Annotated in this window: 15 protein-coding genes and 1 riboswitch; of the genes, 13 read left to right on the forward strand and 2 right to left on the reverse strand. The window is 57.0% G+C overall.

Going from position 1 to position 16,004, the window contains the following annotated elements; all coding sequences use genetic code 11:
* Position 1: 1 nt before the first annotated feature.
* On the reverse strand, positions 2–892 hold the full coding sequence (locus AC2FFF_RS15730; protein WP_281973460.1) for a LysR family transcriptional regulator: 891 nt from the start codon (positions 890–892) through the stop codon (positions 2–4).
* A gap of 86 nt (positions 893–978) precedes the next feature.
* Here AC2FFF_RS15730 and AC2FFF_RS15735 point away from each other — a divergent pair, with 86 nt between their 5' ends.
* Positions 979–1,776: a phytanoyl-CoA dioxygenase family protein gene (locus AC2FFF_RS15735; RefSeq protein WP_271951572.1), complete on the forward strand. Its 798-nt coding sequence runs from the start codon at positions 979–981 to the stop codon at positions 1,774–1,776.
* Between the two features lie 5 nt (positions 1,777–1,781).
* Here AC2FFF_RS15735 and AC2FFF_RS15740 read toward each other — a convergent pair whose 3' ends face one another.
* On the reverse strand, positions 1,782–2,645 hold the full coding sequence (locus AC2FFF_RS15740; RefSeq protein ID WP_281973482.1) for a glycosyltransferase family protein: 864 nt from the start codon (positions 2,643–2,645) through the stop codon (positions 1,782–1,784).
* Between the two features lie 121 nt (positions 2,646–2,766).
* Between AC2FFF_RS15740 and miaB the strand changes: the two genes are divergently transcribed.
* From miaB to AC2FFF_RS15800, 12 genes are all read left to right on the forward strand, one after another.
* A complete protein-coding gene (gene miaB, locus AC2FFF_RS15745; RefSeq protein WP_281973461.1) occupies positions 2,767–4,086 on the forward strand; it encodes a tRNA (N6-isopentenyl adenosine(37)-C2)-methylthiotransferase MiaB in 1,320 nt (439 codons plus the stop codon).
* A gap of 236 nt (positions 4,087–4,322) precedes the next feature.
* Positions 4,323–5,033, forward strand: coding sequence for an outer membrane protein (locus tag AC2FFF_RS15750; protein ID WP_281973462.1), 711 nt, complete (start codon positions 4,323–4,325; stop codon positions 5,031–5,033).
* Between the two features lie 142 nt (positions 5,034–5,175).
* A complete protein-coding gene (locus AC2FFF_RS15755) occupies positions 5,176–6,198 on the forward strand; it encodes a PhoH family protein (RefSeq protein WP_142639428.1) in 1,023 nt (340 codons plus the stop codon).
* A 39-nt stretch (positions 6,199–6,237) separates the two neighbouring features.
* Positions 6,238–6,732, forward strand: a complete 495-nt coding sequence (gene ybeY, locus AC2FFF_RS15760) for an rRNA maturation RNase YbeY (protein ID WP_281973463.1) — start codon at positions 6,238–6,240, stop codon at positions 6,730–6,732.
* A 36-nt stretch (positions 6,733–6,768) separates the two neighbouring features.
* On the forward strand, positions 6,769–7,656 hold the full coding sequence (locus AC2FFF_RS15765; RefSeq protein WP_142639432.1) for a hemolysin family protein: 888 nt from the start codon (positions 6,769–6,771) through the stop codon (positions 7,654–7,656).
* Positions 7,653–9,149, forward strand: coding sequence for an apolipoprotein N-acyltransferase (gene lnt / locus AC2FFF_RS15770; protein ID WP_281973464.1), 1,497 nt, complete (start codon positions 7,653–7,655; stop codon positions 9,147–9,149). Before AC2FFF_RS15765 ends, lnt begins: the two co-directional genes overlap by 4 nt.
* Before the next feature lie 42 nt (positions 9,150–9,191).
* A riboswitch (SAM-SAH riboswitch) is annotated at positions 9,192–9,240 on the forward strand.
* Positions 9,241–9,245: 5 nt separating this feature from the next.
* Entirely contained in the window at positions 9,246–10,427 is a 1,182-nt protein-coding gene (metK, locus tag AC2FFF_RS15775; RefSeq protein ID WP_271951582.1) for a methionine adenosyltransferase, read from the forward strand.
* Between the two features lie 129 nt (positions 10,428–10,556).
* The gene (gene trmB / locus AC2FFF_RS15780) at positions 10,557–11,267 is read left to right on the forward strand and encodes a tRNA (guanine(46)-N(7))-methyltransferase TrmB (protein ID WP_185956732.1); all 711 of its coding nucleotides are present in this window, start codon (positions 10,557–10,559) and stop codon (positions 11,265–11,267) included.
* A 69-nt stretch (positions 11,268–11,336) separates the two neighbouring features.
* Complete coding sequence (gene aroA / locus AC2FFF_RS15785) at positions 11,337–12,689, forward strand: 3-phosphoshikimate 1-carboxyvinyltransferase (RefSeq protein WP_496708140.1); 1,353 nt, start codon at positions 11,337–11,339, stop codon at positions 12,687–12,689.
* 5 nt (positions 12,690–12,694) lie between these two features.
* Positions 12,695–13,312: a (d)CMP kinase gene (locus tag AC2FFF_RS15790; RefSeq protein ID WP_142639443.1), complete on the forward strand. Its 618-nt coding sequence runs from the start codon at positions 12,695–12,697 to the stop codon at positions 13,310–13,312.
* A 101-nt stretch (positions 13,313–13,413) separates the two neighbouring features.
* Positions 13,414–13,929, forward strand: a complete 516-nt coding sequence (locus AC2FFF_RS15795; RefSeq protein WP_271951586.1) for a hypothetical protein — start codon at positions 13,414–13,416, stop codon at positions 13,927–13,929.
* A 254-nt stretch (positions 13,930–14,183) separates the two neighbouring features.
* Entirely contained in the window at positions 14,184–15,869 is a 1,686-nt protein-coding gene (locus tag AC2FFF_RS15800) for a tryptophan halogenase family protein (RefSeq protein WP_142639447.1), read from the forward strand.
* Positions 15,870–16,004 lie beyond the last annotated feature (135 nt).

Genomic DNA, 16,004 nt, shown 5'->3' on the forward strand with positions numbered 1-16,004 from the left:
TTTACGTCATCAGTCCGGTCAGGATGTGCTGTGCCTTTTCGCTATGCGGATCCATAGGGCCTGTTCCATGCCGTGCCACAACAACGGGTTCTGCTGCGATTTCATCTGACACAGGTATGCTGACCAACGGCATCCCGTCATAGCTGGTCTTGGCAGGAATGTTGGCATAGCTGATGGCAACGCCTTCGCCATGCGCCGCGAGGCTGCGTTGGATCTCGGGCGACGCGGCCCGATGTGCGACATTGGGGTTCTGCCCAAGTTGACGGAAGAGACTCAGGAAATGCTGCGCAGATAGTCCCTCGTTCGACAGGATCAGGGGGTAGGCCACGACATCCTGCAATGATACCTGCGCCCGATTGGCCAAGGGGTGGCCTTTTATCATAACCGCGATTGGTCGATTGGTGAACAAGGTGGTGGTGGAAAAAGCCGCATCCAGTGTCAGACCATAAGTCAAGGCAAGGTCGATCTCACCATTGACGAGGCCGGAAATTAGGCCCTGAAATTCGTCTACGCGATACGTGATATCAACTTCGGGCATGTTCTGTCGCAGGCTATGCAGAGCCTTTGCCAGCAGGAAAGGCGCGAGGTCGTCGAAACAGCCCAGACGCAGGCGCGTGGTTGCGGTCCTGTCTGTACCAGAATTTTCCAAACGTGCGGCACGTGTTAGCAGGGCCTCGGCGTTTTCAATAAAGCTGCGTCCCTGCGGTGTCAGCGCCATGGCCGCTCCGCGCTTTCGGATAAACAGCGGATAGCCCAACTGGTCTTCGACCCGGGTCAACGCATTCGACAGGGCTGGTTGCGAAACGTTTAGATGCAACGCTGCAGCAGACAGGCTGCCATGCCGTCCGATGGCGCAGACATATTCATATTGGCGTAGGGTAACGTATAACATAAGGTTAACTATACATTTCAAAGATATTATTTGAATAGATGAAAATTTCATGAGCAAATTCAGGTTAAATTCGAACGGAGGCACAGATGGCTCACCCCCTGGTTACGCAAGAGATGATTGACACATACCAACAGGACGGCGTGGTTCTGATCAAAGGTTTGTTCGCCGACTACGTGGATACGCTGCGTGACGGCATCGCGGCCAATATGGCTGAACCCGGACCATATGCGTCGGACAACCAAAAACAGGGCGAAACCGGTCTGTTCTTTGATGATTACTGCAACTGGTCGCGTATCGAACAGTTCCAGAACGTGATCCACAATTCACCGGCAGCCGAGGTCGCAGCGGATCTGATGCAGTCGCAAACCGTACAAATGTTCCATGACCATGTTCTGGTGAAAGAACCAGGCACGTCGATGGCAACGCCGTGGCACCAGGATGGGCCATACTATTTCGTCGAGGGCAGTCAGACGATCAGTTTCTGGTCGCCATTGGACCCGGTGACACAGGCCACCCTTCGTTGTGTGGCAGGTTCACATAGATGGGAGAAAGAGGTTCTGCCCACGCGTTGGGTCTCGGAAGAAGGGTTTTTCGCGGATGAAGGCCAGTACATCCCCATTCCCGACCCCGATGCCGAAGGTATGAGGGTGGTTGAATTCGAAATGGAACCCGGTGACGCGGTTGCCTTCAACTACCGTACGCTGCATGGCGCGCGTGGAAACCAGTCTGACAGCCGCCGCCGTGCTTTTTCCTTGCGGTTGGTTGGGGAGGATGCGCGATATGTGGAACGTCCGGGGCGCACTTCGCCTCCGTTTCCGGGCCACGACATGCAGCCCGGGCAGCGTTTGCGGGAAGATTGGTTCCCGGTTCTGCTGCGACGCTGAACTGCCTAGAACCACTGCCCCGATTCGATGAGCCCCAGTTCCAGCAGCTGCTGGGATGACCACTGGAACCGAGCTGAGTTGCGCCAGCGGAAGCTGGGGATGTCGAAGGTCGACCCCGCGTTGCTTTTGAGCGCCTTGGCTGCGCGGAAGGAACAGATCGCCGCCGTCAGATTGTGGTGCCATGGGCAGGAATAGGTGTTGTACTCGGGCTCATTGAACGTGTGGTCAGGCAGTAACAACAGATCATTTCGCGATTTGAACAGCCCGATTCTGTCGATACGGCGGCGTTCATAGGGGATGTGATCTTCGAACCGCCAGCGCAAACCGCCGGATATGTCCAGCTGTCTTTCCAGCGGGTGTCCTTCGGCATTGTGTCGGGCATGTGCGTAATACCCGGTGCTGTCCAGCATGGCTTGGTCAGGGGCAACCCCGTTTGGAAAGGCGCCCAGGTCATCAGCATACAGGTCGATTACATGGGTCAGCATGGCGTTTCTGCGTTCTTCGGTGTGAAAGGCCAGTAACTCGCCGATCGTGCGCGTTTCGCAGAAGGGGAAGAACAGGTATTCAGCGTTATAGCAGTAATACATCCAAAGGTCAGGAGCGGCCTGGATGACCTGATTAACCGTGTCAAAGACAACGGTTCTTGGTGCGCAGGTCAGTGTCACTCTGTGGATACGCTCGGTCAGTTCAGGATCCAGCGTAAAGGCTTCGGGCATGAACACGATCAGTGACTTGAAGCCAAGGTTCAGATGGTGCCGGATGGTGCCGTCGATCTCGACATCGTCTTCGGCGAAGATCATCGCAACCGGACCTTTGGCCAACGCGGCCTTGCCGGATTGAATGAAAGAAGTGAGACTGTCGTACTGCATTGCCTGTCCGGCCCCGTCCAACTGGAGTTTTCGGTCAAAATCGGGTAATCGCGCTGGCATTGCAAGCGGCGTTCGTTGGGTATAGATGACGCCGATCCCGCGAACGCAAAGGCCCAACCCCATGTCAGAACCCAAAAAGCTGTACATCAAGACCTATGGTTGCCAGATGAACGTCTATGACAGCGAGCGTATGGCCGAGACCCTGGGGGGGCAGGGCTATGTCGAAACCCAGAGCCCGGATGACGCGGATATGATTCTGCTGAACACCTGTCACATCCGGGAAAAAGCAGCCGAAAAGGTCTATTCCGAGCTGGGGCGTTTCAAAGGGTTGAAAGCCGAAAAACCCGATCTCAAGATCGGGGTCGCGGGCTGCGTCGCGCAGGCCGAGGGCGAAGAAATCATGCGCCGTCAGCCCCTGGTCGATCTGGTGGTTGGCCCGCAAAGCTATCACCGTCTGCCTGAGATGGAAGCCAAGACGCGCGAAGGCGCCAAGGCACTGGACACGGATTTCCCCGAAGAGGACAAGTTCGAAAAGCTCAAGAATCGTCCCAAAGCCAAACGTGGCCCCACCGCTTTTCTGACCGTTCAGGAAGGCTGCGATAAATTCTGTGCCTTTTGTGTCGTGCCCTATACCCGAGGCGCCGAAGTCAGCCGTCCGGTGGACCGTATCATCCGCGAGGCACAGGATCTGGTCGAACGTGGCGTGCGCGAGATCACTCTGCTGGGTCAGAACGTCAACGCCTATCACGGGGCTGGGCCGAACGGCGACATGACGCTGGCGGGACTGATTTGGGAGTTGAACAAGGTCGACGGGCTAGAGCGCATCCGCTTTACCACGTCGCACCCGAACGACATGGCCGACGACCTGATCGAGGCGCACGGCACCTGCGAAAAACTGATGCCCTATCTTCATTTACCGGTCCAGTCGGGTTCGGATCGCATTCTGAAGCGGATGAACCGCAGTCACACAGCCGAAAGCTATTTGCGTCTGATTGAGCGTATCCGCGCTGCGCGTCCGGATATTGTCATGTCTGGTGATTTCATCGTTGGGTTCCCTGAAGAAACCGACGAAGATTTTCAGGCCACCATGGATTTGGTCGAGCAAGTCAAATACGGCTATGCCTATTCGTTCAAGTATTCGACGCGCCCGGGAACGCCCGCAGCCGAGCGGTCTCAGGTTGATCCTGGGGTGGCGGATGACCGCCTACAGCGGCTGCAGGGATTGATCACGCGTCATCAACGCGAAATTCAGGATGCCATGGTTGGACGCAAAGTCCGCGTTCTGTTCGAAAAAACCGGCCGGTTGCCGGGACAGATGGTGGGAAAATCTGAATATCTTCATTCGGTTCACGTCTCTGATGCGGATGTGGAAATCGGCGCGTTGCGGGACGTTTTGATCATCGGATCAGGTGCGAATTCTCTGGCGGGGCAGTTGCTCTGACCCGTCCTTTATCTGTGATGCGGATACCATCGCTGGTATTTGTTTCCAAGATTTACCCTTGATTTATCACTTGGAATTATGTTCCGAGAAAAGTCAGGTTTTTTCGGGGCCTAGGCTAACGCCTCCTGAAACGGCATATCAGTGCTGATCCTGGTGTCGGATCGGGATGACGGAGGGTGCGAGTGAAAAATTTGAGATTTAGTGCAGGGTCTAATATCAGGGTTGCCCTTCCCGCAATGGCCGCGTTGTTTCTGGTACTCAATTCCGCTGCCGCAGGGAATCTGGATCCGGATTTATCTGAACCGCCGGTAATATCGTCAGCACGTTATGGCAGCGATGTTAGCGCCTTCTATCTGGGCTTGACAGCCGGCTATTCGACCAGCGGCTCGGACCGCTTTGGCCTGACGACGCCTACAGATACGTTTGCTGTCGGCGAATTGGACCTCACCGGCAGTTACGGTGGTATTCGGGGCGGTTGGCGCGGTCTTCTGCCCGCAAAAGGCGGGCGTGACTACGTCTATGGGGTCGAGTTGGGCTATGATTTCGGATCTCTGGACGATGAAGTGTCGACGCAGATCGGAACCTCAGTCGTCAATGGCGGTTCAGAGATTTCGGATGTCATCTCAATTCGCTTCCGGAACGGTCTGACAAACCCAAGTGGCAGAGTGTTATACTTTATTTCCGTTGGTTACGTGCATGGCGATATAACCACGACCAGTTCGATTACATCCGGGGCAACAACCCAGTCCTTTCAGGATAAAGACAGTCGAAAAGGGTTCTCGGCCAGCATTGGCGCCGAGCACAAATTGAATGAGAACTGGTCGATCACTGGGGAATATGAATACGTCCGGTTCGATTCTGAAACCGTCGAATTTGACAACGGGTTTACGACCAAATCGACGCCCCGTTACCGTGGTTTGCGGTTTGGCCTGAACTATCAGTTCTAGGTTTGCCTGTATGGAACGTTCGCGGTGCCTCCAACTTGATCGGCGGTTTTACCATTCTGTATGGAAAATTTGAATCTCTGGCTTGCGCCCACCAAGAAATGTTGTCTACGCTTGGGGTGAAACGCCCAGACAGGAGAGCGGATTGGCCATTGGTGCCCTGAACCCACCGCAAAATGAAACGCCCCAGCGGGAAGCGTTTGTTGAATTTCCAGACAATCGGTTATTGATAGATCTTTGCGGCGAATATGACCGCAACCTGACCGAAATCGAACAGAAGCTGACCGTGCAGATCGTGCGCCGTGGCAACCAACTGGTTGTCATGGGTGACGACGAATCCCAAAAACAGGCGATCGAAGTTCTGCAAGCGCTGTATACCCGCCTGGAAGGTGGTCGTGACGTAGAAGCAGCGGATGTAGACCGCGAACTTCGCATGGGCGGGTCGGAGACAGGAACCGGCAGCCGGGATGGCGATCAGCTTGAGATGTTCAAGGGTGGTTCGGTTGAGATCAAAACCCGCAAAAAGCTGGTCGAGCCGCGTACTGACGCCCAGAAGGTCTATGTTCAGTCCTTGTTCAACAATGAGCTGGCCTTTGGCATAGGTCCGGCGGGCACAGGTAAGACCTATCTGGCCGTGGCCGTTGGCGTATCGATGTTTATCGGCGGGCATGTCGACCGCATCATCCTCAGTCGTCCCGCCGTCGAAGCGGGCGAAAAGCTGGGATATCTACCTGGCGACATGAAGGACAAGGTCGATCCCTATATGCAGCCGCTCTATGATGCGCTGAATGATTTTTTGCCCGGGAAACAACTGGCCAAGCTGATCGAGGAAAAGCGCATCGAGATTGCACCTCTGGCGTTCATGCGTGGTCGTACGCTCGCGAACGCCTTCGTTGTGCTGGATGAGGCGCAGAACGCCACGACCATGCAGATGAAAATGTTCCTGACCCGTTTGGGCGAAGGCAGCCGCATGGTCATAACAGGCGACCGGTCACAGGTTGACCTGCCGCGCGGGGTTCAGTCGGGATTGGCGGATGCAGAACGGCTGTTGAGCACGATACCAAATATCAGCTTCAACTATTTCACCTCCAAGGATGTTGTTCGGCACCCACTTGTCGCCGCGATCATCGAGGCGTATGAGGCCGATACGGGCCGTGAAACGGGTTGATCTTCTGGGTCCCGGTATCGGGATTTTGGACATGGTGGCATGAACCTGGAACTATCAGTTGAAGACCCGCGCTGGGACGGGCTCGAATTTTTGGCAGAGCGCGCCGCAAGGGTGGTTTTGGATCATTGCGATCTTGATGCGGACCTGTGTGAGGTTAGCCTGCTGGGATGCGACGATGCACGGATCGCCCAGTTGAACACGGAATTCCGCGAAAAGGCGTCACCGACCAATGTGCTTAGCTGGCCAGCCGAAGATTTGGCTGCGGACTCCGCCGGGCAGACTCCGATACTCCCTGAACCCGATTTCTCAGGGGAAATTGCTCTGGGCGATATTGCGATTTCTTATGATACTTGTGCTCGCGAGGCGGCAGAGGCAGGGAAAAACATGGATGATCATGTCACACATCTGATCGTTCACGGCCTGTTGCATTTGCTGGGTTATGATCACATTCGTGATCTCGACGCCACGCTGATGGAGGGTGTTGAGGTGGAGATACTTGGCAAACTGGGTATTGATGACCCATATAATGCTTAGAGCGAGCCTTTCGGCTTATCATTTGGAAATGGGAAAATGGGCGAAACAGACGGCAGTTCTATGGCGGCGCAGGGCGCGCAACCGAAGGACGGCAACGAAAATGTCACTGAGAGACCAGGACTTTTCTCTCGAATAGTGGATGCGTTCTCAACGCAGAGTGAAGACTCGGCTTCTGAGGTCAATGGGCAAGAGGTCGATCCGGCTCAACCTCGCGGCATGATTAACCTGCGCCGGATGCGGGTCGAGGATGTGGCGATTCCCACGGTCGAGATCGTGTCAGTACCATCGACGATATCCAAAGATGAGCTGGCCCAGGTTTTCCGGGAAAGCGGTCTGTCTAGGATACCTGTATATGAAGGAACGCTGGATACGCCTTTGGGCTTTATCCACCTGAAAGATTTCGCTTTGACGCACGGGTTCAACGGCGGCTCGACTGAGTTTGATCTGGTGTCGATGTTGCGGACATTGCTGTTCGTGCCGCCATCGATGCCGATCGGTGTGCTGATGACCAAAATGCAAACCGAGCGCCGCCACATGGCATTGGTGATCGACGAATATGGTGGTGTCGACGGGTTGCTGACGATCGAAGACCTGATCGAACAGGTTGTTGGTGAGATCGCGGACGAACATGACGCGGATGAAAGCCAACTTTGGGTTCAGGAAAAACCTGGATGTTATGTGGTGCAGGCGCGGATACCCCTTGAAGATTTCGAAGCCGAGATCGGGCGATCCCTAACCAGCCACGAGGATGTCGATGAGGAAGAGATCGACACGCTTGGCGGGTTGGTCTTCATGTTGTCCGGACGGGTTCCAGCACGAGGAGAGGTTGTTCTGCATCCGGAAGGGCCTGAATTTGAGGTGATTGATGCGGATCCGCGGCGCATCAAACGGCTGCGTGTCATGCTGCCGGATATCGTTGCATGAACCTGATACGGGCTTGGCCCATTTGGCTTAGATTTGTCCTTTCTGGTTTGTTGGGAGGGCTGGCTGCATTTGGTCTGGCTCCCTTTGGGTATTGGGTGGCTTCTGTATTGGCGTTGGTGTTGGTCGCACCGATATTTCAGAGCACCGAGACACGTGCGCGTGCGGCGTGGATCGGTTGGGCGTTTGGGACCGGGTATTTCGCCCATGCACTCAGCTGGATTGTCGAGCCGTTTCTGGTGGACGCCGATCGTCACGCTTGGATGGCTCCGTTTGCTTTGGTCTTCATGGCTGGTGGTTTGGCGCTGTTCTGGGGGCTGGCATTCTGGGTTGCTCGCAGGCCCGGCACGCGCGGGGTTTCACAGGCGTTGTTTCTCGCCTTGGCAATCTCCTTGGCGGAATGTGCCCGCGGTTATGTTCTGACCGGGTTCCCCTGGGCCGGGCTGGCGCAGGTCTGGGTCGAGACCCCTGTTGCGCAGCTACTGTCACTTTTTGGGCCTTACGGGCTTGGGGCGCTGACCTTGGTGTCGACGCTGCCACTAGGGGCGGCTTTGGCGCTGCGTTCCGGAGTATTCGTGCCCTTGGGCATCAGCGTGGCATCGGTCGCATTGGCTTTGGGCTATGCGGGGACGCGGCCCGCTGTGGTCGAAACGGGACATATCGTTCGCTTGGTTCAGCCCAATGCGTTGCAACATCAGAAATGGGATCCAGAGTTTGCACCTCTGTTCTTCGCACGTCAGATCGAGTTTACTGCCGCCGAACCACAGCCTGACCTGATCGTTTGGCCTGAAACCTCGGTTCCCGCCTGGCTGGGCAGCGCGCAGCCGTATCTGGATGCCATCGCCGAGGCGGCGCGAGGCACGCCGGTTGTTCTGGGAATTCAACGAGGCGACGGGCCGCGTATCTACAACTCGATGATCTACCTTGATGTGGATGGGGCTCAGCAGGGGCTGTACGACAAACATCATCTGGCGCCTTTTGGCGAATATGTTCCGTTTGGCGACGTGATGGCGTGGTTCGGGATCTATGGCATGGCTGCAACCACCGGACATGGGTTCAGCGCCGGGTCGGGGGCGGCGCTGCTGGATGCAGGCCCATTGGGTAAAGCGCTGCCGTTGATCTGCTACGAAGCTGTGTTCACCCAGGATGTCCTATCCGCGCCGGGGCGCGCTGATTTCCTTCTGCAAATCACCAATGATGCGTGGTTCGGAACGCGCTCGGGACCGTATCAGCACCTGGCTCAGGCACAGATGCGCGCCATCGAGCAGGGGCTGCCCATGATGCGTTCGGCCAATACCGGCGTCTCCGCCATGATTGACCCGCTGGGCCGGATCACCGAGGCCCTGCCGCTTGGGCAGGCGGGCTATATTGATGCCGGACTTCCGGCGCCTCAGTCGGCGACAGCATATTCCCGAATGGGGGATAATCCTGTCTTTGCCGTGTTATTGGTGCTGTTTAGCCTGTTATGGTACGGGCTGCGGCGGCGAAACCTATGATTTCGCATTGACCCTCGGTTTCGGGGGGCTTATCCCCTCTTGTGCCCATCACAACGGCTTCCTGGCGTGACGGGGTAATCTTAATGGAGCACTTGTATGTCCCGACAGAACTATACCTTTACTTCGGAATCCGTTTCCGAAGGGCATCCGGATAAGGTTTGTGACCGTATTTCCGACGCCGTACTAGACGCATTTCTGAACGAAGAACCCGAGGCACGCGTTGCGTGCGAGACCTTTGCGACAACGGATCGCGTGGTGATCGGCGGCGAAGTGGGGCTGTCTGATCAGGACAAGCTGCATGACTATATGGGCCGCATCGACGAGATCGCCCGCGCCTGTATCAAGGATATCGGCTATGAGCAGGATAAGTTCCACCACGAGACGGTAGAAGTTACGAACCTGCTGCATGAGCAATCTGCACATATTGCGCAGGGCGTAGATGCGTCGGGTGACAAGGACGAAGGTGCTGGTGATCAGGGCATCATGTTCGGCTATGCTACCACCGAGACACCCGCGCTTATGCCTGCGCCGATCCAGTATTCCCACGCAATCCTGCGCCGTCTGGCCGAGGTGCGCAAGAACGGGACCGAGCCTGCGCTGGGCCCGGATGCGAAATCGCAGCTGTCAGTGATCTACCAGGATGGCAAGCCGGTTGGCGTCAGCTCGATCGTTCTGTCGACCCAGCATCTGGATGAGACGCTGAGCTCGGCCGATATTCGCTCCATTGTTGAGCCGTATATCACCGAAACTCTGCCCGAGGGTTGGCTGACCGATCAGACCGATTGGCACGTCAACCCAACCGGCAAGTTCGTCATTGGCGGTCCGGACGGAGATGCGGGTCTGACCGGTCGTAAGATCATCGTGGACACTTATGGTGGTGCAGCGCCACATGGTGGCGGAGCGTTTTCGGGTAAAGACCCGACCAAGGTGGACCGTTCGGCGGCTTATGCCGCGCGCTATCTGGCCAAGAATGTCGTAGCCGCGGGAATGGCCGAGCGTTGCACGATCCAGCTGAGCTATGCCATTGGCGTTTCCCGGCCTCTGTCGATCTATGCGGATACGCATGGCACGGGGCAGATCGCGGATGATCGGATTGAAAAAGCCGTCGGCCAGGTGATGGACCTGACCCCACGCGGCATCCGTCAGCATCTGGAGCTGAACAAGCCGATCTATCAGCGCACAGCAGCCTATGGCCATTTTGGCCGCCAGCCGGAAGCGGATGGAGGTTTCAGCTGGGAGCGCACAGATCTAGCAGACGCGTTGAAAGCGGCGGTTTGATCTGACTGTTATCAATTGGTGCGCCCTTGCGGGCGCGCCTATTTCTTGGGAAATGGATGAGAGGCGGCGGCTATTCTGCTCTGCCGCCGCCCCTTGCCTCTGAGCCGTCCCCGCAGTATGGGCACCGCCATGAGCACCCAGACCCCCCAACGCCCCCGCAGAAACTTTTATGGCCGCTTCAAAGGCAAGACCCTGAAGCAAAGCCAAAAGACGTATCTAAGCGAAGACCTCGATGCGCTGTCTCCGGGTGCTGTGGACTGGGAAAGCAATCCTGAACGCAGTCCGCTGGATCTGAAGGCCCTGTTCGGTGGCAAGGATGTCTGGCTTGAGATCGGCTTTGGCGGCGGCGAGCATCTGGTGCATCAGGCGGCCAGCAATCCCGATATCGGTATCATTGGGGCAGAACCCTATATCAACGGTGTCGCCATGCTGTTGGGTAAGATTCGCAAGGCTGGGGTCGAGAATCTGGCGGTGCATCCCGGCGATGCGCGCGATCTTTTTGATGTCTTGCCCGAAGCCAGCATATCACGCGCCTTTCTTCTGTACCCCGATCCCTGGCCCAAAACCCGGCATCACCGCCGTCGGTTCGTGACCCCAGAGCATCTGGAGCCGTTGGCGCGGTCGTTGAAACCGGGCGCGATCTTTCGTGTTGCCACAGATATTCCCGACTATGTCCGCCAAACGTTGGAAGAGGTGCCGGGCGCTGGTTTCGAATGGTTGGCGGAGCGCCCCACCGATTGGCGTGAGCCCTGGGAAGACTGGATTTCCACGCGCTATGAGCAGAAGGCCCTGCGCGAAGGGCGGACACCGCATTACCTGACCTTCCGCCGCAACGACTGATTGCGGCTGGACCAAGCGGCCCCAATTCGCTAATCGGCTTGGGAACTGATAGCGAAAACAGGAGCCCCCATGTCCGGACACGGCACGCCCATCCCGATGACCTCGCACCCTTGCGGTCCGCTGACCGGAACGGCCGAGGTGCCTGGTGACAAGTCGATCTCGCACCGATCGCTGATCCTGGGCGCGATGGCCGTGGGTGAAACCCGGATCACCGGTCTGTTGGAGGGTGAGGACGTTCTGGACACCGCAAAGGCGATGCGTGCCTTTGGGGCTGAGGTGACAGATCACGGGGGTGGCGAATGGTCAGTCCATGGTGTGGGCGTCGGTGGCTTTGCCGAACCCGATCAGGTTATTGACTGCGGCAACTCGGGCACCGGCGTTCGGTTGATCATGGGTGCGATGGCGACCTCTGCGATTTCCGCGACATTCACGGGGGATGCCAGCCTCAACAAACGCCCTATGGCGCGGGTAACCGATCCTCTGGCGTTGTTTGGTGCGCAATCTGTGGGACGCACCGGGGGGCGCCTACCTATGACGATTGTGGGTGCAGCAGACCCTGTCCCAGTAAAGTACGAGGTTCCTGTTCCCTCCGCACAGGTGAAATCTGCCGTTTTGTTGGCAGGTCTGAACGCACCGGGCAAGACCGTGGTGATTGAGGCCGAAGCGACCCGGGACCATTCCGAGCGGATGCTGGCCGGATTCGGGGCTGAAATCACGGTCGAGGATACCGATGAGGGGCGGGTGATCACCCTGACCGGTCGCCCTGAGTTGAAACCGCAGATCATCGTTGTGCCCCGTGATCCCTCCAGCGCGGCCTTTCCGGTCTGTGCTGCGCTGATCACGCCCGGATCTGATGTTCTGGTTCCGGGCATCGGCCTGAACCCGACCCGCGCGGGTCTGTTTACCACTCTGCGTGAGATGGGTGCTGACTTGACCTATGAAAATGAGCGCGAAGAGGGTGGTGAACCGGTCGCGGATCTACGTGCCCGGTATTCCCCCGATATGAAAGGAATCTCGGTTCCTCCGGAACGAGCGGCCTCGATGATTGACGAATACCCGGTTCTATCTGTGGTCGCGGCAAATGCCACAGGCACCACAATGATGGGTGGCGTAAAAGAACTGCGCGTCAAGGAAAGCGACCGTATTGATGCGATGGCCCGCGGCCTGCGCGTTAATGGCATCACCGTCGATGAGGGCGATGATTGGTGGTCTGTGGATGGTTTGGGAATTGGCAATGTTCCCGGCGGCGGCACCTGTGAGAGCTTTCTGGATCACCGGATCGCGATGTCCTTTATGGTTATGGGTATGGGGGCGAAAAATCCGGTCGGAGTCGACGATGGCGGCCCGATCGCAACGTCTTTCCCGATCTTCGAACCGTTGATGGCTGGCCTTGGTGCGCGGCTGCAGCGAAACAACCGGTAAATGCGATGGCAGTTGCCAGTTTCACCATAGCAATCGATGGCCCGGCAGCAGCGGGGAAGGGCACGATTTCCAATGCCGTTGCCGCCCATTTCGGGTTTGCGCATCTCGATACCGGCCTGCTTTACCGTGCGGTTGGCCGCAGAACGCTGGAAGGTGCCGACCCGGTTAGTGCCGCGCAAACGCTGACTGCCGAGGACCTGGATCAGGGTGATCTGCGCACGGCTGAAATCGCGCAAGCGGCCTCGAAAGTTGCAGTTATCCCCGAGGTGCGGGCTGCATTGGTCGATTTTCAGCGCGCCTTTGCGCGCCGCGCGGGCGGTGCAGTGTTGGACGGTCGTGACATCGGAACCGTTATTTGCCCGCGGGCCGAGGTTAAACTGTTTGTCACCGCCAGCGCCGAAGTGCGCGCTGAGAGACGGTTTCTGGAACTGGACGCCAAGGGCCATGAGGTTACACGCTCACAGGTGTTGGCCGATGTGCGTGAGCGGGACGCTCGGGATGCCGAACGCAGCACGGCACCTATGAAGCCAGCTGAGGATGCGGTCATACTGGATACCTCGGACCTGAGCATTGACGCAGCTCTCGCCCGCGCGATTGAGGTCATCGAACCAGTTCTGCCCTAGGGCCGTTTGTCAGAGCAAACACAACTTTGTTCACTAAGCTTTGTTTGGCCAGCGCCCGAGGCGTCGATTACCTTTGTATCGACATCTGCCGGAGGTAATCGATGTTCCGCCTGATTTTGATTTTTACCTTTCTCGCCAGTGCGCTTTCAGCGCAAGAGGCAGAACCGCCAATGACCTACGAGCGTTTGGGCAAGATATTGTTTGCGCTTGACCCCGAGACAGAGCCTCTTGGGCCAGGCTTTCAGCTTACCATCGCGGAGGTTCCCGTTCTGGTGATTACCGACGTCAATGCGGACCGGATGCGGGCCATGGTGTCGATCCAAAGTGTCGAAGATCTGAGTGCTCAGGACATGCAACGGATGATGCAGGCGAATTTCGACAGTACCCTGGATGCGCGATATGCGATTGCCAATGGCACCTTGTGGGCTGCGTTCATCCACCCCTTGTCGCGGCTAGAAAGGGATCAGTTGATCTCGGGGCTGGCCCAGACGGTGAACATCGCCAACACCTACGGCACCTTGTATTCCAGCGGAGTTGCGGAATTTGGCGGCGGCGATAGCAATGATCTTCAGCGCGCTCTGATCGAAGAGCTTCTGAAAAAAGGCGAGGATATCTGACGCAGGGCCGGTACTTGCGCATTTCCTTTCTCGCAGCATCCACCATCCTAAAGAAAGTCGCGCAGTGGCGAGCGGCCTGTGTTGCCGGGTCTGATGACCCGGCATGTATGCAGGTTCGGCCGTCATAGTGCCTAGCTGGATGCAGGAAAGCTGTTATAGTTTCTCTCAGGCAAAAAGGGAAAGCTGCTTTACAAGCCCCAAAATCAAAAAGGGCAGGCGGCTAAAAAACCCCAAAACCAACAGGGACAGAAAATATGAATAATCGTTTGCGCAAGATCACCATTGTGGGTGGCGGCACGGCAGGTTGGATGACCGCGCTGATCCTGGAAATGGTGTTTTCACGCACGTCAGCACCCAAGGATCGCCCGCGTATCTGCCTGATCGAAAGCCCCAATATCTCGACTGTGGGCGTCGGCGAGGCCACGGTTCCACGGATGCCGGTCACGCTGCGCCAGGCCGGCATTTCAGAGCGGGATTTCTTCCGTGAGACCAACGCCTCGTTCAAGCTGGGCGTGAAGTTTTGTAATTGGAACAAGGACGCCAAGGGCAATCGCATTGATTACGTGAACCCTTTTGCGCATGGCCAGTTGTTAGAGGGGTTAGAGCCCGCAGAATACTTCCTGCGCTTTGGCAATGGCGATAGGGATTTCACGCAGTCCATCTCGCCCCATGATGATCTGGCGCGCCTGTGCAAAGGTGGGCGGCCACTGGGTCAGCCAGAGTTTGAGCAGCGGTTCGGCTATGCCTATCATCTGGATGCTGTGAAGTTTGCAGGCATGTTGACCAGGGTTTGCACCAAGCGCGGCGTTGAGCACATCCAGGACGAGGTGAAATCGGTCGAGCTGGATGAGCAGGGCAATGTCAGTCATCTGATGCTGGAAAAGAAAGGCCGCCATGACATTGAGATGGTCGTGGATTGCACCGGGTTTCGCGGCTTGATTATCAACAAGGCGCTGGGCGAGCCATTCATGGATTATTCTGACTATCTGCCCAACGACCGCGCCATGGCGTTGCAGATCGAGCACCCGGATCCAGAAAAAATTGAAAGCGTCACACGGTCCACCGCACTTGGTGCGGGGTGGACCTGGCGGGTGCCGCTCTTTAACCGTGTGGGCACGGGCTATGTCTACTCATCCGCGCATCGCACGGATGAACAGGCGGCGGATGAATACCTCGAATGGCTGGGCGATAGCGGCAAAGGTGCGACGCCGCGTGTGATCCCGATGCGTATCGGACGAGTGCGCAATGCCTGGGTCAAGAATTGCGTGGCGATCGGACTGGCCGGAGGGTTCATCGAACCGCTGGAAAGTACAGCGATCCACATGATTGATCATGCGGTGCGCTGGTTCGCCGAGCATCTGCCCACGCGGGACATCGAACCGTCGCTGCGGGCGAGATATAACAAGCAAATGGACAAGCTCTATGACGAGGTTCTGGATTTCATTTGTCTGCACTACCGTTTGGGCAACCGCACGGATGATCAATATTGGATCGACGCGCGGACCGAAATGAAGATACCGGATCGGCTGGCCGAGAACCTTGAGCTGTGGCAGCACCGCCTGCCTTTGGAACGAGATATCGAGTTTGCAACGCTTTTCGATTTCCGCGTCTATCAAACGGTTCTTTTGGGTAAGCAGGTCTATGATACGGGCTATGGTGCCGGCATCCGCGATCGCTTGCGGCCGTTGAAGAAACCGATCTGGTTCCAGTGGTGGAAAGGCGCGAAAGTGGATCTTGCGCAGATACTCAGATCAATGCCTGATCACAAAACCCTGCTGCGCGATATCCGGGGCGAGCTAGAGCGCCCAGCCTTTGGAAAGGCCGCAGCAGCGAAGCCAACAGTCGCGATGCCGGGCGCGGCCCCGGTACCTTTGGCGGTCCAGAACATGCCGAATTTTGCCGAAATCCAAAGCGGCTCAAAAGATCTGCAACTGTTTTAGGCGCTCTGTCCTTTCGGAGCTGAAGAAGAATACAAATCGACCCGACCTCAGCCATGCAAGGCTGGGGTTTGCGTGTTATTTTGTGATATGCACGGTAAAACTTGCAGCGCCTGTGCGAACCCGTTATAGAGCGCG

It is taken from the genome of Ruegeria sp. YTSA226 (assembly GCF_059609905.1).